We start from the raw sequence: 17,408 nt of genomic DNA, 5'->3' as shown, positions 1-17,408 counted from the left end.
ATTCCGATCATGAGTTATGGTTCGACAAGCGCTCGGTGGCAACGCTCCGGTTCCTCAGCAGACGGAATTTTATGACCTCAGGCGTGACTCGAGTGTACTCATCAACAGCCCGTTCCATTCCTTTCAATTCTATCTGGCGTTCAAGGCAATCAACGACGTCGCTGCCGAGCATTCCGGAAGATAATCTCTGGCCTCGAATACGAACTTGGGCGGATCAGGCCCATTTCTCGCGAGTGTTCAGCCGCGTGACCGGGGCAAGCCCCACGAAATACAGCTCTTCGCTGTGAGCGTTGGATGCCTTCCGCCAGACGGCGCCGTTGTTGACACGGTTCGTACTCGGTGTACTGATCTCAATTCTGGACGGCGTCGGGAGCGATCGCAGTGCGGCTAAGACTACGGGGACTGACAGCGTCAATCGCAATCGTCGTGGCCACTTCCGCCGCCGCCGCGGACGTATCGGTTCCCGGAATGGCGGAACGGGTTCAGGCCTGTACGCCGTGCCATGGCATCGAGGGTCGAGGAACAAACGATCCCTATTTCCCCAGACTGGCCGGAAAGCCGGCCGGCTACCTTTACAATCAATTGCTCGCCTTTCGCAGCGGTCGGCGGAGATATCCGCCGATGAACTATCTGCTGCAGTTTCTGCCCGATCCCTACCTGAAGCAGATGTCGGAGTACTTTGCCGCGCAACATCCGCCATTGCCGGCCATGCCCACTCCTAACGTCAGCGCGGAGGTTCTGAAGCGAGGCGACGACCTAGTCAACAGCGGTGACGCTGACAAAGGCGTTCCGGCATGCGCGAGCTGTCATGGAACGCTGCTCACCGGGCAGGAGCCAGCAATACCTGGTCTGCTCGGGCTCCGTGCCACCTATCTCAGCGCCCAGCTTGGCGGCTGGCGCTATGGTACGCGAACCGCGATTGCACCCGATTGTATGCAAATTGTCGCTGGCCATCTGACGGAGGCTGACGTCACCGCGGTAGCTGCGTGGCTTTCGGCGCAACCGGCCCCGGCCAATCCCGTTCCTGCGGCCAAAGGGAGCTTCACGCTTCCACTTGCCTGCGGAAGCCAACCGCGAGGAGGGAATTGACCATGGGCAATACTCTCCGCCGCATGATCACTCCGATTTGCGTTCTCGTTGGGATTTCGGGCGTTTTCTCCGTCGGGCCTGTCGCGGCGGAAGACACGAACGCAACTTTGGCATCCAGTCCACTGGTAAAGCGCGGCGAATACCTGGCCCGTGCTGGCGACTGTGTCGCCTGCCACACCGCGCCTGAAGGAAAGGTGTTTGCTGGCGGAAGGGCGATGCCGACGCCGTTCGGAACGCTGTATACATCGAACATCACGCCGGACGATGGCACAGGTATCGGCAAGTGGACCGCTGACGACTTCTACCGCACCATGCATGAGGGCAGGTTTCCCGATGGCGGATTGCTATACCCTGCCATGCCGTTCGGTTCCTACACCAAGGTTACCCGCGAAGACAGCGACGCGATCTACGCGTATCTGCGCACCATCGAGCCCGTAGTTCGGAAAGACACCCCGCACGACCTGCAGTTTCCCTATAATAATCGCTCACTGATCCTTGGATGGCGGACGTTATTCTTCAAGCAGGGCACCTTCAAGTCCGACAGTTCGAAGTCGGACGAATGGAACAGGGGAGCCTACCTCGTCGAAGGGCTTGGACATTGCGGCATGTGCCACACGCCGATCAACTCGCTCGGCGGCAACTCGGAATCGGAGGCTTTCCAGGGCGGGCTGATCCCGATGCAATACTGGTATGCGCCATCCTTGACCTCCAACAAGGAGGCGGGCCTCGGCGACTGGAGCATCAAGGACATCACCGACCTGCTGCAGAAGGGCACCTCCAATCGCGGCGCGGTCTACGGCCCAATGGCTGATGTCGTCTACAACAGCCTCCAGTACCTGACTGGCGAAGATACCAAGGCAATGGCGGTCTATTTGAAGAGCATCGCCCAGGACAGCCCCGATCTGCCGGTGTCACAGATGCCGCATGCCGAAAGCAGCCTGCTGATCAGCCTTGGGAAGTCAGTCTACGATAACCACTGTTCGAGCTGCCACGGGGCCAACGGCGAGGGCCGCCCGCCCGACTATCCCCTCCTTGCCGGCAACCAGTCCATCCAGATGGGCTCTGCTGTCAACGCGATCCGAATGGTGCTGAATGGCGGCTATCCCCCAGGCACGTTCGGCAATCCCATGCCACACGGCATGCCGCCTTTTTCCGTCACCCTTTCCGACGACGAGATCGCGGCGGTCGTCAGCTACATTAGAACGGCGTGGGGAAACACCGGCACGCCAATCAGTGCCACCGAAGCCAACCAGCTGCGCTCGGTTCCCTTGCAATGAGGCATCGATGATCAACACACCAGACAGCGGATCGGACGCCATCGATGAGCAAGTCGATGATATTGTCGCTAGCGGTCCACGCGGGGCAATCGTTGTTGCCGGGATCGCCACGACGGTCGTCGTGGCGTTGTGGCTGCTGTTCTACCTACTTGTGTTCCTGCCGCGTGGTGTCGTCCAGTGAGCGCTGATAACCATTCCGCCAGCGCAGATGTTTCAGGAAGGATCGAACGCCGGTGGGCGGCTATCTCCATCCTGATAGTTGTCTTCCTGACGGGAATGGCGGCATATGCCGGCGTCCATCAAGCCACCATGCCACAGTCGCAGGTCGAGACCATCGATCCGGTGACGCTGCATATGTCCGGCGAATTCGTGGAGACGAACCTCGGGAGCGCCGTTGAGCCTGATGGCTCGGTGACAGTGCGGGTTGTCGCCCAGCAGTATTCATTCGCGCCGTCCTGTATCCTTGTTCCGGCCGACACCAAAATCACCATGAGAGGCACAAGCGCTGACGTTGTCCACGGTCTGCTCATAGAGCAGACGAATGTCAACGCGATGCTGGTGCCAGGCTATATCTCGCAGCTCACCACACGGTTCGACAAGGCCGCGGACCATTTGATGCCATGCCAGGAGTTCTGCAGCGTTGGTCATGAAGGCATGTGGGCGAAGGTGAAGGTCATCGACAGGGAGCAGTTCATGGCGACGGCAGCCGGGCAGCGGAGGATAAGCTGTGTTAAATAGCCGACGGCTCATTCTTTCGCATTTCTGGCTGGCGTTTTCGGTGTTCGGTCTGGCGCTGCTGCTTGGAGCCTGGCAGATGTTCGTCCGCAGTCCGCTTGCGGCCTGGATCGGCAATCCGGAATGGTACTACCGATCTGTGACGGCCCACGGCACGGTCATGGGTTATGTCTTTCCGACGCTGGTAGCCATGGGCTTCGGCTACGCGATCACCGAAAGTTCGCTGAGCCAGAACCTCGTCGGAAGACGCTGGGCGTGGGCGGGTTTCTGGCTGATCGTCATTGGTGCCGTCATGGCGATGATCCCCGTCTCGCTCGGTTGGGCATCAGTGCTCTACACATTCTACCCGCCGATGATCGGCAGTCCTTTTTACTACATCGGCGTCGTTCTTGTCGTCGTCGGATCTTGGATTTGGGTGGCGCTGATGTCGATCAACCTGATGGTCTGGAAGCGCGCCAATCCCGGCGCCCCCGTGCCCCTTGCCATGTATGCCAACGTCGCAGGCTCATATCTGTGGGGTTGGACGGCCGTTGGCGCAGCATTGGAACTGCTCCTGCAGATCATCCCGGCGGCCCTTGGCTTAAAGTCGACAATCGACGCGGGACTGGCTCGCATATTCTTCTCCTGGACGCTTCACGCGATCGTCTACTTCTGGCTCGTCCCGACCTATATCGCCTATTATACGATCGTGCCAAGGGCGATCGGCGGCAGGCTTTATAGCGACTCGATGGCGCGGATATCCTTCGTGCTGTTTCTCGTTGTCGCCATGCCGATCGGCATCCACCACACTTTCGCCGACCCTGAAGTTGGGGCGGGGTTTAAGTTCGTCCATTCCGCCTTCACGGCGATCGTCGCACTGCCAACACTTCTGACAGTCTTCACCATTTGCGCCTCGGTCGAAATTGCCGGACGTCTGCGCGGCGGGCGGGGCGCTTTCGGGTGGCTCACGGCGCTGCCCTGGAAGAACCCGACGATGCTGGCCGTCACGTTTTCCTTCATCATGCTCGGCTTTGGTGGAGCAGGTGGTCTGATCAACATGAGCTATCAGCTCGACAGCTCCATCCACAACACGCAGTGGATCACAGGGCATTTCCATCTGATCTTCGGTGGTGCGATCGTCATTATGTATTTCGTGATCGCCTATGATCTATGGCCCCACCTGACCGGGAGGCCGCTGATCAGTCTGTCGCTGATGCGAGCGCAGTTGTGGCTCTGGTTCATCGGCATGATCGTCACGACCTTCCCCTGGCACTATGTCGGCATTCTCGGGATGCCGCGTCGGATGGCGTTCTACGACTATACCGACCCGGCGATCGCCGATCAGGCTGTCCCGGTAATCATGTCGGCCTTCGGCGGCTTCATTCTGGTGATTTCAGCTGCGCTGTTCTTTGCCGTCCTCATTCGCGGCCATCGCGCCCCGCTCGGAGATACGGGGGAGTACCGTTTCAGCATCGCCGTCCATCCACCCGTGCGCGTTCCCGTCGCGTTGAACACCCACGCTCTTTGGGTTCTCCTGATGATCGGTCTCACCATCACTAATTACGGTTTTCCGATCCTGCAGTTGGCACTCCGCAGCGATACGTCGGTGCCGGCCGTCTATGTGGGGATGCAGAGATGAGCGAGGATCGTCTCTTCAGTTTTGCGAACCGCTGGTCCACCATAAGTGTCGGCGCCACGGTCGGGATGTTTCTGCTTTCGGTGCTGATGGGCTTCGTCCTGCTGCCCTATGCCGAACCGGACAGTCGCCTCGGCACCCTTTGGGATCAGATCTGCAATGCGGCGGGCTTTCCCATTAAGCGCTCCACGACTGACACCGTGTCCCCGTCCTTCACTGTCTCGACCGCCAAATTCGACATCGCTGCCTTTCGTCACCCGCCTGCCTCTTCTATCGGCAGCGGGGCGACGCTCGCGCAGAAATGCGCCATCTGTCATGGACCGACCGGTATGAGCCGCGCCGACTCGCCGAACCTGGCCGGCCAATATGCTGTCGCCATCTACAAGCAGTTACAGGACTTCAAGACGGGGGCGCGGGTGAATGCGATAATGAGCCCCTTTGTGCTCAACATGAGCGAGCGGGACATGCACGATCTTGCGGTCTACTACGCTTATCTCCCTCGCCTGCCTGAACAGTATCCGACAGCCAGCGGACCCGCGCCTGCGATCGTCGTCAGCGGCGCACCGATGCGCGGCATCGCGCCGTGTGGTTCATGCCACGGGAATATCGAGAACAAGGTCGGCGCGCCCTGGATCGGTGGTCAGCCGGCCGCCTACGTCAAGGCGCAGCTTGAGGCCTTTGCATCGGGGGGGAGGCGCAACGACACGAGCCTTCAGATGCGCAATGTGGCGCGAGGAATGACTCCGCAGGAGATCGACGCGGCTGCGCGCTACTACGCATCATTGAACTAATCGCCGTCGTGCGCCTATGGCTACCTCTGTGGGAAAGGCTCAAACACGCAGGCGGCGCAAGCCTGCCCACAGACGAAAAGGCCGTGGTCCAGAGTAAAGCTGCGAAGGCTGGGATGGGTCGATCCGGTTTCCGGCATTGGCGTTTCGGGCCGAGTATAGGCGGCAGCTAAAGTGAAGTTGACCAGTTGGCTCCTTGAGAGCCCAAGCGCAGCGTCCCAACGATCAGAGATAGAGCTCAATCGCACGAACAGCGTAGCCCCTCGCCTCACCTGGGCTCAACGGAAAGGTTGAGATAAGTCGGATCGAACTCGGCGGCATCTTTGAGGCGCTGCCAGTCTAGAATGTTGACCGTTCGATTTTCCCAGGTGACCAAGCCCTCTTTTCGCAATGCTTGCAGCGTTTTGTTGAAATGGACGATTGACAGGCCAAGGACGTCTGCCATCTCGGCCTGCGAAAGCGGAAAATGAAAGCTGTTGCCATCGGTTCGCCGGACCACCTGCAGCCGCAGAAAGAGTTCACAAACGAGATGTGCCAGATGCGCTTTCTTCGTCCTTCGGCCCATTGCGACGATCCATTCCCGATGGATTGCGCCGTCGATGAGCGTGTCCAGCCAAAGAAGCCGGGTCAGGTGCGGTGCGACCTCGGTAATCCGAACAAGATCGGCATGGTCGACGAAAGCCACATGGCATGGCGACATGGCGACGATACCGTGGTCCATTGTCTTCAACGGAAACGCATGCAGATCAACGAAATCCCCGGACAAATTAAGCGCGGTGATTTGTCGGCTTCCATCCTCCATATACTTGTAGCGCGCAGCAAACCCATCGATCAGAAGCGTGCTGTAACCTGGCCTCGTTCCCTGGGAAACAAGGTCTTCTCCGACAGAGAACCGCTGCTCGCGCTGAAGGATCGAGCGAAGACGATCTTCCTCCTCGCGTGTGACGACGTCGTGGCTTCGAAGGTTGAGCAAGAGAGGTTCAATCACGGCGCGCTCCGGCGACTTCGCTTATGGTTTCAATTAGATTGCCGAACAACTGCCGTTGTCGGCCGCCAACGATGAACGGAACAAATGTTGCCCACAGGGCTTTTGCAGTGACACAAGGTGAACGCAATGGGCAGATATTTCTTCGACTTGCACAACGGCGACGGACCGACACGAGACGAAGAGGGCTTGGAGCTTCCGTCGCGTGCGCGGATTTCCAAAGAGCTAGCAAGAATCCTCCTAGATGTCGCTCGTGACGAGCTGGCCGATTTAGACCGAGTGGTCATTTCCGTAACGGTGAGGAATGAGAGCGGCGACGCGGTATCCGTCGCCAGCCTCACGTTTAACAACGAATGGCTTTAAGCCGATTGTCAATTAACTAGTTTATATCCACGCAGATATGTCGATGTAATTTGGCAGGCGTTTATTCAAGGGCCATCAGCTAGCTCCCTGCATCGCCAGGAGATCACTGCGCAGTTCAAACAAGAGGTCGCGCGATGCCAAAATACTATTTCACGCTCCTAGATCGAGAGGGCTATGCTGCATCGGAGGTCGCATGAATTCGAAGACGACGAGGCTGCAAAGACGAGGCGCAGAGATTCTCTCTGAAATTGCCTCAGGTTTACCCAGTGCCCTAATGAACATGATCTCCGTGGAGGTTTTCGACGAGGCTCGCAGGCCGATTGTCGAAACCCGTCTCGGTCTCGATGTGCTTCCTGAATAAACCAGTCGAGGGCTGTGTTCTGCAAGGCTCGCCTCTGCATTATGCGTCCGTTGAAGCCGTTCCGATCGGACTTTGACCTGTGTAACGGCGGCTATCGAAATTTGGTTTTCCAAAGGGCTCCGCTCGCGGGTGCAAGCGGAGCGAGTTTGGTCATCCGGGTGGATCAACGAGCCAATACTGCGAAGTTAAACGCTCGGTGAGCCGGTCCACAATAGCTAGCTCGGCAATCGGTTCCGACGGTTATCCGATCATGATGAATCATGGAAATATCCAGGCTCAAAGCAAAACCCAATGTCTGATCACTAAAACTTCCGGCTCTTCACCTTTAACGTGTCGATATGCAAATCGGGAATTTATCCCGAGCCGGATACTATGCCGAGTCTGTTCCCCAAAGCCCGCGATTTCCGGTAAACCCGGATAGCAAGCTCGGCAAAATATCGACAATCGAATGTGCCGAGAGCTGACTACACCGAGGTTTTAAACTCGGCGACTTTCGACGCGCTATGCTTCAAGCGGTCGATCAGGCAGTGGATGTCACCGAGAACACAGAGGTCCTTCACTTCGCCGCCGTCGAACGGGAAGAACGGCGCGCCGTACCACCAGACATGCCGACCTATCGCGGAGATGCCGAACGGTTCCTTCCTATGGACGCCATGCAAGCGCACTCTAGCCGTCACGGACTCCCCGTCTCCACCATTGCCAGAATGCCCGACGTCTAGATTTGCCCGTGGCCGACCATGGTGGGGCCCGAGAGAACCGTTGAACGTGAAGCTCTCGTGGAAAATATCCGGGATCAGGTTAGGTCCGTATGGCCCTACATCTCGTTATAGAACTTGCGGACCACTTCCTTCTGCGGACTGAGCGCCACCCCTCGAACGCCATTGCAGGTTCCAAGGTCGGATCGGTGGTGGTTATGCCTATTTCCTTCTGCTTCGCGAGGTCAGGAAACAGGACGTTTGGCCAGCAGCAGTCCGCACCCAAGCAATATCATCGCGCAGCCCGATCCCTCCCGAAGACGGCGGATGACATTCGGGCGCGAAACCGCGCCGTCGCGCAGTCTCCCGGCTCCGAACGCAACGACGATGTCGGCGAGCGTGTTGAGGGATACGGAAATTGCTCCGAGGATCACGAACTGCAGCGCGACATAATCCGAAGTCGTGTCGACAAACTGCGGAATGAAGGCCAGGAAAAACGCAGCCGTCTTTGGGTTCATCACTTCCACCAGAACGCCATCGCGAAAGGCTCTCTTCCCGCCGACTGACCGCTCGGCGTTACCCAGGGAGCGATAGTCGAGCCTCGCATGGCGAATGGTTCGATAGCCCATCCAGATCAAGTAAAGTGCGCCGACTACCTTCAGCGCAGTGAACAGTTCGGCACTCGCCAGCACGATCGCCGAAACGCCCAAACTACCGGCCGCGACGTGAAACAGTCCACCAACACCATTTCCAAGACTCGAAGCAATTCCCTCCGAGCGGCCGCCGGAGAGGGTTCGGGCAGCGACGTAGAAAATTCCCGGACCTGGAGTGATCGCGAGAAGGAATGCCGTCAATAGGTAAACGGTCAAGGCGTTGGAACTCAGCATCAATTCGTCCTAGTGAAACCTGTCCTGCCCCAGTGGGGCGGAATTAATGGAAAAGCCATCGTTGAGGTGGTCGAGAGCCGCGACGACGCGCTGGCGCACCTCATCACTCAATGGAAGAACGGGAAGTGGCGGATCGACGTCACAGAGGTTCCGAACCCTGGCGACTACGTACATAACCCTGAAGCTGCCGAACTCCTTGAACAGCGCCCATAGCGGTCCGAAGGCTGCGTCCAGTCGCCCGACGGCCACGATGTCCCCTGCTTGCGCCGCCCGGGTCAGAGCCAAGGCCTGCGAAGGCAGAAGTCCTGCGACGACGGAATACCAGGTATCGCCCCCGGCCAGCAACGTCGGTGCACCGCCCCAGTCACCGCTGTAGCCGATCTTGAATGCCGACCCGGTGACAGACCGGAGAGAGGCGAGTTCGGAACCGAAGTCGCCACCCGACGGCAGAGGCATTTTTACGGCCACGATGTTCGCGACCTTCGACAGCCGGGAAATGAGGGCCGGACTGAAGGTGAACTTAGTAGTACTGGGGTTATTGTAGATGCACAGCGGCAATTGGCCCGCATTGGCGACGGTGGCGAAGTGTTCGAAAACCTCGGCGTCGAATAGGGGCGTATAGGAAATCGGAGCGAGGAGCAGACCGTCGGCACCCGCGGCCTTCGCGTCTCGAGCGAGGGCCACCGCATCGTTGGTCCGGATCGCACCGACGCCGACGATGACAGGGATTTTGCCGCCGACGGTGTCGATCGCCGTTTCAACCGCGCGCCGACGCTCTTCTAGCGTGAGGAAAGCGTAGGCTCCGGTGCTGCCGAGCAGACCGATGGAATCCGCCCCGGCCTCCGCGATGTGCTTGAGAAGACGCGCAAGGGCTGCGGTGTCGATCCTGCCGGAAGCGTCGGCAGGCGTGATCGGGAATGCCGAGAGGCCTTGAAAGATAGACATGACAGGAAGACTTTCAGATGTGGGTCAGGAGTAGCATCAGTCCAGCGAACCCGAAGAATACAGCCAACGTACCCTCGATCCATCGGCGCGCCCGCCTATACAAGCGGATCATGGGAGCTGTCGAAAAGACGATGGCGTAGCCGCAGAAAATCGTCACACTCAGGATCGCACAGCCCAGGAGGATCACGACGACCGTGTGAGGCGACGACCCAGGACCGAGCCCGAGCGTCATCAACGCGATCCATGCCAGGATCGACTTCGGATTGGTCAGGTGCATTAGCAATCCGCGCTTGTAGAGCGTGGCTGCTGTCGCCTTGCGCTCGACGGTCGGCCGAAGCAGGTCCTTATCCGAAGACAGCGCGGCTTTGCCTGCTCTGAACGCGAGATAGAGGAGATACAGCCCTCCTAGGACCTGCAGGACGACAAGAGCTTCCGCGTATCGACTGAGAACCGCCGATACACCAGTCGCCGCCATCAGCCCCCAAAAGATCGAGCCGCTTACCACGCCCGAGGCGATTGCCAGCGCGGCCCTGCGGCCGTCGGTCATGGCAACTCCCATGATCCGCATATTGCTCGGGCCGGGACTACCGGCGGCAATAATATAGGCGGTGAAGACGATAGTGAGTTGGTGGATGTCGGCTAGCATATTTTACTTCTTCGGGACGGCGTTGTGCAAACTGCACCGTCAATACCTGCTCAACTGGCCCTGACATAGAACCACTTTTGCCTCAAAAAATCTGGTCCAGTTTCTATAAAATCCTTGGTGGACGAGTCTTCTCGACGTAACCTCTCTACCTAGGGAGTAGTGATGGTCAAGTTGTCCACCCGTCAGCAGAATTCGTCACCGGGGCTGGGGGCGCGCGGCATCTACGTGAGCCTGCGGGAGCAGATCGTGGCGGGCGTGTATGGCCACGACGGCGTCCTTCCATCGGCCCGCGCTCTGGCAGTCGAACTTGGCGTCTCGCGCACAACCGTGACGTCCTCATACGAACAACTAGCCGCCGAGGGGTTCGTGGTCATTCGACATGGAGCTCGACCGCGGGTCGCCATCAAGATCGCAGACGGCAAGAGCGGAGAAGCTCTTCACGAAGCCGGAGAGCCGCATTGCCTCTCCGCTTTCGGAGAAAGGCTTCGGTCCCGGGCGATCCCGATGCGTGTCCCATCCAAGAGGTTGGTCGCGGACTTCCGCTACGGCGACATGTCGGCCTCTGACTTCCCGACCCTCGCCTGGCGGAAGGCCGTGAACGACGCCGCGCTCCGTCGGCCGCCCAAGCTATTTTACGACGATCCCCGCGGCGCTATCCGCTTGCGCGCCGCCCTGCAGGGTTATCTCTGGCGAGCTCGGAGCATCAGATGCGAGGTTGATGAGATCGTCATCGTCAATGGCTCCCAGCAGGGTCTGGATCTCTGCGCGCGTCTCTTGCTCGACGAGGGCGACAGATTTGTCATCGAGGACCCGTGCTATCCGATGGCGCGAAGCATCTTCGAGATGACGGGAGCCATGGCGGCCCCGGTGGAGGTAGACGTCGAAGGCGTCAGGGCGGATCTGCTGGCGGAGGTAGACGCCCGGCTGGCCTACGTGACACCCTCACATCAGTTTCCCATGGGAAGCGTGATGTCCATCGGACGACGCCAGCAGTTGCTGAGGTGGGCGGAGGAGAAGAGCGCCTACATCGTCGAAGACGACTACGACAGCGAGTATCGGTTCGACGTGAATCCCGTGCCACCGCTACGCGCGCTCGGAGGCGCGTCGAACGTCATCTATGTCGGTACGGTCTCAAAGACGCTGTCACCCACGCTCCGGATTGGTTACGTCGTCGTGCCGCGGGAATTGCAGGAAGTATTCGCGCACGCAAAGCGCCTGACCGACAGGCATGCCCCCATCCTGGAACAGGAAGCGCTGGCGACCCTGCTGGAGTCTGGCGTCTACGAAAGTCACGTGCGTAAGGCCCGGCGTCACAACGCCCGCAGACGCACAGCGCTCCTCGACGCGCTGGAAGTCGAATTCCAAGAGGCGGTCAGGATCGAAGGCGCTGAAGCCGGGCTGCACGTCGTCGCCTGGTTCCTCGACCTGTCCCCTGCCATGGCGGCGTCATTCATCGAGAGGTCTTCCCAGCTTGGAGTTGGCATCTACTCAATCACACCTCACTACTATGGCCAGGGGCTGGATTTGAAATGCCTCGGCCTCGTGATGGGGTATGCAAGTCTCACCGAGCAACAAATCGATAGGGGCGTAAAGCTCCTGCGCAATGCTTACGATGGTGTACTTTGACGCGGCGCTATGTCTGGCCATCGTTCGTACGGTACCAGATTATCAAGAGACCAGCCCACGACGTATAATGATCGGCTTTATCAAATGCCAAAAATCAAGACCGTCGACGCGTGCTAGCTGAAGCCAATCGCAGAACCATTTTCATTTTGAACCATCAGACGCTTGGGTCACCTCGATTTGGGCCGAATCCCTAATCAACCCGTATTTGACCTGGGTCACCTTCAGGTCGCGATACCAATTCACAAGATCGCCCCACGGATCGTTAATTTTCGACAGACCGGAGACAAATGCGACGACGGTGCCGATCTCGGTTTTCCCCGTGATGACGTAGTAGCCCCCTAAGGCAAAAATACCCGCGTACCCAAGCTGCATCATGAAGTTCATCAGAAAATTCATGGAAAACTTGATCTTGTAGACGCTCATGTCGAGGGAGAACAGTTCCCCGATGCGGGCATACTGAATGCCGTCATGATCCTTGGCGCTCCCGGCATCGACAATTCCGGCGCTGACCTCGCGCATGACCACAATCTTGCTCTCAACGCGCCGGTTGATCGCCGACTGCATCAAGGGGACAAAGCCAACCTGGGGAAAAAAAACAACGGCGACAACGAGACCCATGAGCGGCTGGAGATAAAGCATATAGCCGATGACAGAGGCCAGGATGCCGATCTGTAGGAGCGGCTCCGAAATGGCCTGTCCTACGAACCCGCCTACCGGTTCGGCTTCAGCGACAACAATGGAAAGCTGGATGCCTTCATCACTTGCCGACGGTGCTTGCGAAAGGGATCCCTCGGCTGCGGCAAAAATCGAAAGCCGCAACCAGCGGATTGCTACCTCGCCGACCCAATTTCGGTAGATATTCAGCCAGACCTTGATTAAACCTTCCGCCAAGGCGAGGCCCAAATAGATTGAGATCAGCATCGCTATGGTTTTGTAGGAACCGCCCTCGGTCGTTGCGTTCACGATGCGCCGCTGAATTTCAAGCGGCGCGGTCCCGACGATAAAAAGGAGGGCAGAGAGCGCCGCAATTGCAATCTGATGCAGGCCGCTGATTGAGACGACGAAGCCGTAAAGCGTTTGCGGGAGTGTTTTCCGAAGTGGATCGGTCTGTGCAGCTACGGACCCCACTGCTGTTGACTGTCTGACTACATTCATTTGTTGTCGTCCGGAACTGGGTTCATTGACTTGCCCTCAGGCCGAAACCAATTCATTGATGAATTGAACAACTTGCCGGGTGTTGTAGGGCTTGCGCAGGAGTGCTCGTGTTGATTGCCTGGTGGCCGGAGATGACAATGATCTTGATCGGCGGCCAGCGGTCGCGAACGGCGACTGCAAGTTTCAATCCGTCCATACAGCCGGGCATGTCGATATCGGTTGGCAACGAGGGTTGCGATGGCGGCATCGGCATGTTCAGCCTCGAAAACTTCAAAGCCCGCATCTTCCAATTCGTCAACAATCGCCATTCGTATGAGCGCTTCGTCTTCGACAACGAGAACGGCGATACGATGATCCATTTTCATACTTTCTTGTTGGACACCGATCCGTTTTCAAACGGCAATTAGGTTGGGTTGGGTGACCGCCAAGGGGTAACACGCCAGACAGCGTTTCGATCCATTCGTTCGAGGTCGCCGTGGACCCCGAGACTAATGAGGCATGCGGCCCATATCACCTCCCTATGGGTTTTGAGGAGTACGTCACGACGGCTGTCTGGTTCCAGGCCAAGGAGGACATCGAGGAAAGCGTTGGGTTTCTTGTGGACAACCTCGAAGACTGTGGCGTTATCTGAGGCCCATTGAGATAGCACTCTTGTTGCGTGGGTCCTAAGCCAGTCTTGAAGAAATTCGTCAAGCGTCCGCTTGCGGCGCGTTCCCGCCCGTCGGCCTGGTTCGAGTTGGACGCAGTTGGGGTGTTTAGAACTAATAGTGTCGACACCGGGCGTATCCATCGACGAGTTAGTGCATGATGCGCCCCGCCCATCCGGGTGATTTTATTGTGATCAAGCGAGGAGTAATGTTCTGTTCGGCTTTAATTTTTTTGGGGGCCACAAGAGGAGGACGCAATGCCTACCATATTGGCCTACCACGACGTCAAAGACGTCAAACACTGGCTTGCTTCACCGCGCCGCAAAGAGATTTTCGAACCCATCGGCTGCACAAACATTCGGACGTTTGTCGATCCACAAGGGTCCAAACGAGTTGGCCTGGTCATGGACGTCGCCGACATGGGCCGCTTGGCTGAATTTATGAAGACCAAAGCAGCGGCCGATGCGATGGAGTATGACGGAGTGTTGCCGGAGTCCCTGGTTATCCTCGCTCAATCGTAGCGTGAGTTCAGAGTTCCGCGTCGTGAACGCCATTCGAAGGTCGGAATGGCCAACGAACATCCTGCGGGATTAGCGGACAGTTTTAGCCCGGCTCTGGCTGAGGCGGTCGGTCTTTACAGGCCAGAGGGCCTCGTACTCGAAATGCGTTAAGGACGCCCCAGCTGATCGTTGATCCTGCCGGTTGGTAAACCCGCTGTGTATCAGTTCGTATCCCCATTCGGAAACACCGGCGCATTTGCCTGTATCGGCGTAATCCTCGGCCTCACGGAAGAGCCCCAGCTCGATTAGCGTGCGTATTGCCTTGTCTGAGAACGGCCCCGGAAACGTCTTGTGTTTGAGTGAAAGCCATCTGCCCCCAACTCTTGGAGAGCCGCTATCAGCAGTAGCTGGTTCATGAAAATGAAAGAGAAGGTCCTCAAAAGTGTGGGGCCTTCCCGCGATTACAAGTCTGAGGACCTCGATAACTTTGCGAGCGAGCGCCGGAATATCCGAGTCCGTCAGCCTCGTGTTGCCCTTGAAATGCAGCGTGAATTCAGGATTGTTCCTCGCCGCGATCAAGCCGGCTTCAAAGGCTTTCTCAAGCATCCGGCAGATCGTCATCGCTTGATCTTCCAGCCATCCTTCTCGATCATCCCTAGCGAATAGTCGTCCGGCCTCCTGAAAAGCTGCCTTCCTTCGATCCCTATCATTCATTTCCGTCTGCGAAAAAGCGATGCCTCGTATCATGCCTACCATGGGTCCTCCCGTAAGCTTGGACGATTTTCTTTGACCCATCTACTCCTTGAGCCGAATCAGTGAATTTGGGAAGTGTAGGCCCAGATGCGATATCGACCAAAATCGGAAGGGGTGGTACGTCCGAAGCCTGTCTGGTTTCAGGCGAAAGAGGATATTTGACGCGACCGTCACCTTCCTCGCGGACAGCCTCGAAGAAGGTGGCATCATCTGAGACCCAACGAGATGATACTGACATCGACATTAGGGAGATAGACGTGGCCGATGAAGCGCTGAGGATGTTGAAGGGCCGGTGCCTCTGCGGAGGCGTGGAATACGAAGCCAGCGACGCATTCCGTTACGCAATGAATTGCCATTGCTCGAACTGCCGCCGTGCGACCGGCTCGGCCTTCAAACCCTTTGCCGGTATCGAGAGCAATATGGTACGGATTGCAACCGGCCGGGAGCTGGTTTCGATATATGGCAACGCGGAGAAGGCCCATGATGTTCATTGCATGCGTTGCGGCTCCCTGCTCTATTCCATCGTTAACAACGGGGAGACGGCGCACGTCACCATGGGCACGCTCGTCGAGGCACCGACCATCAGGCCTTCGGCGCACATCTTCGTCGCCTCCAAGGCTGCCTGGCACGAAATCACTGATGACCTGCCACAATATCCGGAGTTTCCGACAGCGTGATCAATCATACAGCCAGCATCTTTCCCACGCGCCGGTTCAGTTAAAGTTGTTCCCGTAGAATTGCGTTGGGTTAACCCGATGTAAGGATTGTCCGAAATTGCGACAGGTCTATTGTAGCTTTACTTCCCCAGCTGGGCTGTAGGCCAGGCGTCGAGTTCCCCCAAACTGCAACGGCGTCTGGTCTTTTTGCGTTTTAGACGGAAGCCGAGCCCCATTGGCAGGCGCCGCGAACATGTTTCGGAACTGCCAAATCAATCCAAAGTTGGTGCCCGCGTCACTCTATCGCGAGCCCAGCCGTACTAGCCGCGACACGAGCATCCGGTCGCGATGGTTCGGCAGCCAGGGGGCCCTTGTAGAAGCCGTACTCGTCCTCGACATCCTGCGGCCACTCTTGCACGGAATACGAAGGGCCGTGTCCGGAACCATTCCTGGAATCGACTGTTTCCTCCTGTTCAAATTAGGAGACGTCCGATGAAGACGATGACATGCCGCGAACTCGGTGGCGCATGCGATGAGTACCTCTCTGCGCAGACGTGGGATGAAATGGTCAAAAAGATGACAAACCATGTAATGGCCAAGCATCCTGACGTGGCGGAGAAAATGAAAAAGATGCACGAACAAGACCCTAAAAAATGGGGCAAAGAAATGAAACCAAAATGGGATGTGGCCGCGGAGGTTTAACTGGATCGGAGGGCGCTAAAGTGGGCGTCTGGCTTCCTAATCCGAACAGGTTCTCTTTCACCTCACTCCCCATGAAGGGGCGGGTTTTCCTGAGGGTCTCAGTATGCGAGCCCAGTTGTCATGCGCAAAAGCGATGCTCACCGGACTACCGGGGACAGACGTCCCAGAAGCCGGAGGTCTTGGCAGGAGACGTGTAGTACCAGCATTGTCCCGATGAAGGCGGTTGACCAGCCAGTGACACTGCGGCAGCACCAGCGACAAATCCGATGGCAGCACCGGCAGCGATTGCGCCGCCCGGCCGCCAATAGCGGCGGGGATTGACCACGACAACGCCGCGCGGGCGAACATACCCTCGGCTACCCCCGGCAACACATCCGCGTGCCCCGCATGCAGCGCCGCCACGTCTGTATCCCCCGCGTCCGACTGCACCTGCTGCACATCCCCGTGGACCACATCCGGCCGCAGCACATCCACGCGGGCCACAAGCTGCAGCTCCACGGCGGTTGAAGGCGTCAGCAGGTGACGCCGCCAGCATCGGAGCTGCCACTATCATGAAGAGAGCCAATATTGTCGCGGCGTTTCGAATGAAAGTAACGATGGTGAGTCCAGCTCTCAACATAATGCCACTCCTCGGATACATGAGGGGATCAACCTCGCCGGAACCAAGAGAGCGGTCAACGTATGCTACGAGGTTGTTACGGTAACATGCCGGGCGTCAGCATGAGAAAGCGAAGTGGGATAGACGGCACGTGTTCGTTGGCGGAAACACCATCCCGAGAAGCAAAAGCGCCGTGAGTGTCTTCCCAAGCATCTGAAGCCAGTACAACCGAACTTCAGAACTCCATCAAAGCGCGAGCGTTGTCTAATTGCGTTCCGTTAGTCAATGCGTTTTGAGCACACGATATCGGCACCATACGGGGGAACACGCAAGGCGGCGTAAGTTAAATGATTGATCGGGCCTCAGCGGCGTTGTTTTCTTCAGA

20 protein-coding genes are annotated in these 17,408 nt (G+C 57.8%); 12 read left to right on the top strand and 8 right to left on the bottom strand.

Annotated features, from left to right (window positions below; translation table 11 throughout):
* Positions 1-468: 468 nt before the first annotated feature.
* The 6 genes from CPY51_RS27710 to CPY51_RS27690 are packed head-to-tail and all read left to right on the top strand — an operon-like array spanning position 469 to position 5,507.
* On the top strand, positions 469-1,089 hold the full coding sequence (locus CPY51_RS27710) for a c-type cytochrome (protein WP_111163543.1): 621 nt from the start codon (positions 469-471) through the stop codon (positions 1,087-1,089).
* A gap of 2 nt (positions 1,090-1,091) precedes the next feature.
* Positions 1,092-2,366, top strand: coding sequence for a cytochrome c (locus CPY51_RS27705; protein ID WP_244598807.1), 1,275 nt, complete (start codon positions 1,092-1,094; stop codon positions 2,364-2,366).
* 7 nt (positions 2,367-2,373) lie between these two features.
* Entirely contained in the window at positions 2,374-2,547 is a 174-nt protein-coding gene (locus CPY51_RS32930) for a hypothetical protein (protein ID WP_195909640.1), read from the top strand.
* Positions 2,544-3,104 (top strand): cupredoxin domain-containing protein, encoded by a 561-nt coding sequence (locus CPY51_RS27700; RefSeq protein ID WP_244598806.1) that lies wholly within the window; start codon positions 2,544-2,546, stop codon positions 3,102-3,104. Before CPY51_RS32930 ends, CPY51_RS27700 begins: the two co-directional genes overlap by 4 nt.
* Positions 3,094-4,719 (top strand): b(o/a)3-type cytochrome-c oxidase subunit 1, encoded by a 1,626-nt coding sequence (locus CPY51_RS27695; RefSeq protein WP_111163442.1) that lies wholly within the window; start codon positions 3,094-3,096, stop codon positions 4,717-4,719. The genes CPY51_RS27700 and CPY51_RS27695 overlap by 11 nt, the downstream gene beginning before the upstream one ends.
* Entirely contained in the window at positions 4,716-5,507 is a 792-nt protein-coding gene (locus CPY51_RS27690) for a c-type cytochrome (RefSeq protein WP_111163441.1), read from the top strand. Before CPY51_RS27695 ends, CPY51_RS27690 begins: the two co-directional genes overlap by 4 nt.
* Positions 5,508-5,772: 265 nt before the next feature.
* Here CPY51_RS27690 and CPY51_RS27685 read toward each other — a convergent pair whose 3' ends face one another.
* Entirely contained in the window at positions 5,773-6,492 is a 720-nt protein-coding gene (locus CPY51_RS27685; RefSeq protein WP_111163440.1) for a Crp/Fnr family transcriptional regulator, read from the bottom strand.
* A gap of 126 nt (positions 6,493-6,618) precedes the next feature.
* Here CPY51_RS27685 and CPY51_RS27680 point away from each other — a divergent pair, with 126 nt between their 5' ends.
* Positions 6,619-6,852 carry a DUF6894 family protein gene (locus tag CPY51_RS27680; protein WP_111163541.1) on the top strand — a complete coding sequence of 78 codons (234 nt, stop codon included), beginning with the start codon at positions 6,619-6,621 and terminating at the stop codon, positions 6,850-6,852.
* A gap of 825 nt (positions 6,853-7,677) precedes the next feature.
* On the opposite strand, the gene CPY51_RS27670 is transcribed toward CPY51_RS27680, so the two are convergent.
* The 4 genes from CPY51_RS27670 to CPY51_RS27655 all read right to left on the bottom strand — a co-directional run bounded on the left by CPY51_RS27670 (position 7,678) and on the right by CPY51_RS27655 (position 10,386).
* The gene (locus CPY51_RS27670; protein WP_111163439.1) at positions 7,678-7,890 is read right to left on the bottom strand and encodes a hypothetical protein; all 213 of its coding nucleotides are present in this window, start codon (positions 7,888-7,890) and stop codon (positions 7,678-7,680) included.
* A gap of 263 nt (positions 7,891-8,153) precedes the next feature.
* The gene (locus CPY51_RS27665) at positions 8,154-8,795 is read right to left on the bottom strand and encodes a LysE family translocator (protein ID WP_111163438.1); all 642 of its coding nucleotides are present in this window, start codon (positions 8,793-8,795) and stop codon (positions 8,154-8,156) included.
* Between the two features lie 9 nt (positions 8,796-8,804).
* Positions 8,805-9,740 carry a dihydrodipicolinate synthase family protein gene (locus tag CPY51_RS27660; protein ID WP_111163437.1) on the bottom strand — a complete coding sequence of 312 codons (936 nt, stop codon included), beginning with the start codon at positions 9,738-9,740 and terminating at the stop codon, positions 8,805-8,807.
* Positions 9,741-9,753: 13 nt separating this feature from the next.
* The gene (locus CPY51_RS27655) at positions 9,754-10,386 is read right to left on the bottom strand and encodes a LysE family translocator (protein WP_111163436.1); all 633 of its coding nucleotides are present in this window, start codon (positions 10,384-10,386) and stop codon (positions 9,754-9,756) included.
* 162 nt (positions 10,387-10,548) lie between these two features.
* Here CPY51_RS27655 and pdxR point away from each other — a divergent pair, with 162 nt between their 5' ends.
* Complete coding sequence (gene pdxR, locus CPY51_RS27650) at positions 10,549-12,012, top strand: MocR-like pyridoxine biosynthesis transcription factor PdxR (RefSeq protein ID WP_111163435.1); 1,464 nt, start codon at positions 10,549-10,551, stop codon at positions 12,010-12,012.
* 141 nt (positions 12,013-12,153) lie between these two features.
* Here the strand turns inward: pdxR and CPY51_RS27645 are convergent, their stop codons facing one another.
* Complete coding sequence (locus tag CPY51_RS27645) at positions 12,154-13,167, bottom strand: ABC transporter ATP-binding protein (RefSeq protein ID WP_244598805.1); 1,014 nt, start codon at positions 13,165-13,167, stop codon at positions 12,154-12,156.
* A gap of 137 nt (positions 13,168-13,304) precedes the next feature.
* Here CPY51_RS27645 and CPY51_RS33950 point away from each other — a divergent pair, with 137 nt between their 5' ends.
* Both CPY51_RS33950 and CPY51_RS27635 read left to right on the top strand, forming a co-directional pair.
* Complete coding sequence (locus CPY51_RS33950; protein ID WP_195909639.1) at positions 13,305-13,574, top strand: hypothetical protein; 270 nt, start codon at positions 13,305-13,307, stop codon at positions 13,572-13,574.
* A gap of 497 nt (positions 13,575-14,071) precedes the next feature.
* Positions 14,072-14,335 (top strand): hypothetical protein, encoded by a 264-nt coding sequence (locus tag CPY51_RS27635; protein WP_111163433.1) that lies wholly within the window; start codon positions 14,072-14,074, stop codon positions 14,333-14,335.
* Positions 14,336-14,404: 69 nt separating this feature from the next.
* Here CPY51_RS27635 and CPY51_RS27630 read toward each other — a convergent pair whose 3' ends face one another.
* Complete coding sequence (locus CPY51_RS27630; protein WP_111163432.1) at positions 14,405-15,070, bottom strand: hypothetical protein; 666 nt, start codon at positions 15,068-15,070, stop codon at positions 14,405-14,407.
* 275 nt (positions 15,071-15,345) lie between these two features.
* Here CPY51_RS27630 and CPY51_RS27625 point away from each other — a divergent pair, with 275 nt between their 5' ends.
* Together CPY51_RS27625 and CPY51_RS32920 are read left to right on the top strand one after the other, a co-directional pair.
* On the top strand, positions 15,346-15,744 hold the full coding sequence (locus CPY51_RS27625; protein ID WP_111163540.1) for a GFA family protein: 399 nt from the start codon (positions 15,346-15,348) through the stop codon (positions 15,742-15,744).
* Between the two features lie 471 nt (positions 15,745-16,215).
* Positions 16,216-16,425 carry a DUF1059 domain-containing protein gene (locus CPY51_RS32920; RefSeq protein WP_195909638.1) on the top strand — a complete coding sequence of 70 codons (210 nt, stop codon included), beginning with the start codon at positions 16,216-16,218 and terminating at the stop codon, positions 16,423-16,425.
* A 145-nt stretch (positions 16,426-16,570) separates the two neighbouring features.
* Here the strand turns inward: CPY51_RS32920 and CPY51_RS33610 are convergent, their stop codons facing one another.
* Positions 16,571-16,978 carry a hypothetical protein gene (locus CPY51_RS33610; protein ID WP_420820754.1) on the bottom strand — a complete coding sequence of 136 codons (408 nt, stop codon included), beginning with the start codon at positions 16,976-16,978 and terminating at the stop codon, positions 16,571-16,573.
* Positions 16,979-17,408 lie beyond the last annotated feature (430 nt).

Source organism: Arminella tubonensis (assembly GCF_003240585.1).
Lineage (GTDB): Bacteria > Pseudomonadota > Alphaproteobacteria > Rhizobiales > Rhizobiaceae > Rhizobium > Rhizobium tubonense.
Note: the sequence above shows the minus strand (reverse complement) of the source record. Positions and strands in the feature narration are given on the sequence as shown.

What these genes read in the sequence shown, in the direction of transcription:
- CPY51_RS27710 (WP_111163543.1), top strand. Translation starts at nt 469, where the DNA reads ATGGCGGAACGGGTTCAGGCCTGTACGCCGTGCCATGGCATCGAGGGT.
- CPY51_RS27705 (WP_244598807.1), top strand. Translation starts at nt 1,092, where the DNA reads ATGGGCAATACTCTCCGCCGCATGATCACTCCGATTTGCGTTCTCGTT.
- CPY51_RS32930 (WP_195909640.1), top strand. Translation starts at nt 2,374, where the DNA reads ATGATCAACACACCAGACAGCGGATCGGACGCCATCGATGAGCAAGTC.
- CPY51_RS27690 (WP_111163441.1), top strand. Translation starts at nt 4,716, where the DNA reads ATGAGCGAGGATCGTCTCTTCAGTTTTGCGAACCGCTGGTCCACCATA.
- CPY51_RS27680 (WP_111163541.1), top strand. Translation starts at nt 6,619, where the DNA reads ATGGGCAGATATTTCTTCGACTTGCACAACGGCGACGGACCGACACGA.
- CPY51_RS27665 (WP_111163438.1), bottom strand. Translation starts at nt 8,795, where the DNA reads ATGCTGAGTTCCAACGCCTTGACCGTTTACCTATTGACGGCATTCCTT.
- CPY51_RS27660 (WP_111163437.1), bottom strand. Translation starts at nt 9,740, where the DNA reads ATGTCTATCTTTCAAGGCCTCTCGGCATTCCCGATCACGCCTGCCGAC.
- CPY51_RS27655 (WP_111163436.1), bottom strand. Translation starts at nt 10,386, where the DNA reads ATGCTAGCCGACATCCACCAACTCACTATCGTCTTCACCGCCTATATT.
- pdxR (WP_111163435.1), top strand. Translation starts at nt 10,549, where the DNA reads ATGGTCAAGTTGTCCACCCGTCAGCAGAATTCGTCACCGGGGCTGGGG.
- CPY51_RS27645 (WP_244598805.1), bottom strand. Translation starts at nt 13,167, where the DNA reads ATGAATGTAGTCAGACAGTCAACAGCAGTGGGGTCCGTAGCTGCACAG.
- CPY51_RS33950 (WP_195909639.1), top strand. Translation starts at nt 13,305, where the DNA reads ATGATCTTGATCGGCGGCCAGCGGTCGCGAACGGCGACTGCAAGTTTC.
- CPY51_RS27635 (WP_111163433.1), top strand. Translation starts at nt 14,072, where the DNA reads ATGCCTACCATATTGGCCTACCACGACGTCAAAGACGTCAAACACTGG.
- CPY51_RS27630 (WP_111163432.1), bottom strand. Translation starts at nt 15,070, where the DNA reads ATGGTAGGCATGATACGAGGCATCGCTTTTTCGCAGACGGAAATGAAT.
- CPY51_RS27625 (WP_111163540.1), top strand. Translation starts at nt 15,346, where the DNA reads ATGTTGAAGGGCCGGTGCCTCTGCGGAGGCGTGGAATACGAAGCCAGC.
- CPY51_RS32920 (WP_195909638.1), top strand. Translation starts at nt 16,216, where the DNA reads ATGAAGACGATGACATGCCGCGAACTCGGTGGCGCATGCGATGAGTAC.
- CPY51_RS33610 (WP_420820754.1), bottom strand. Translation starts at nt 16,978, where the DNA reads ATGATAGTGGCAGCTCCGATGCTGGCGGCGTCACCTGCTGACGCCTTC.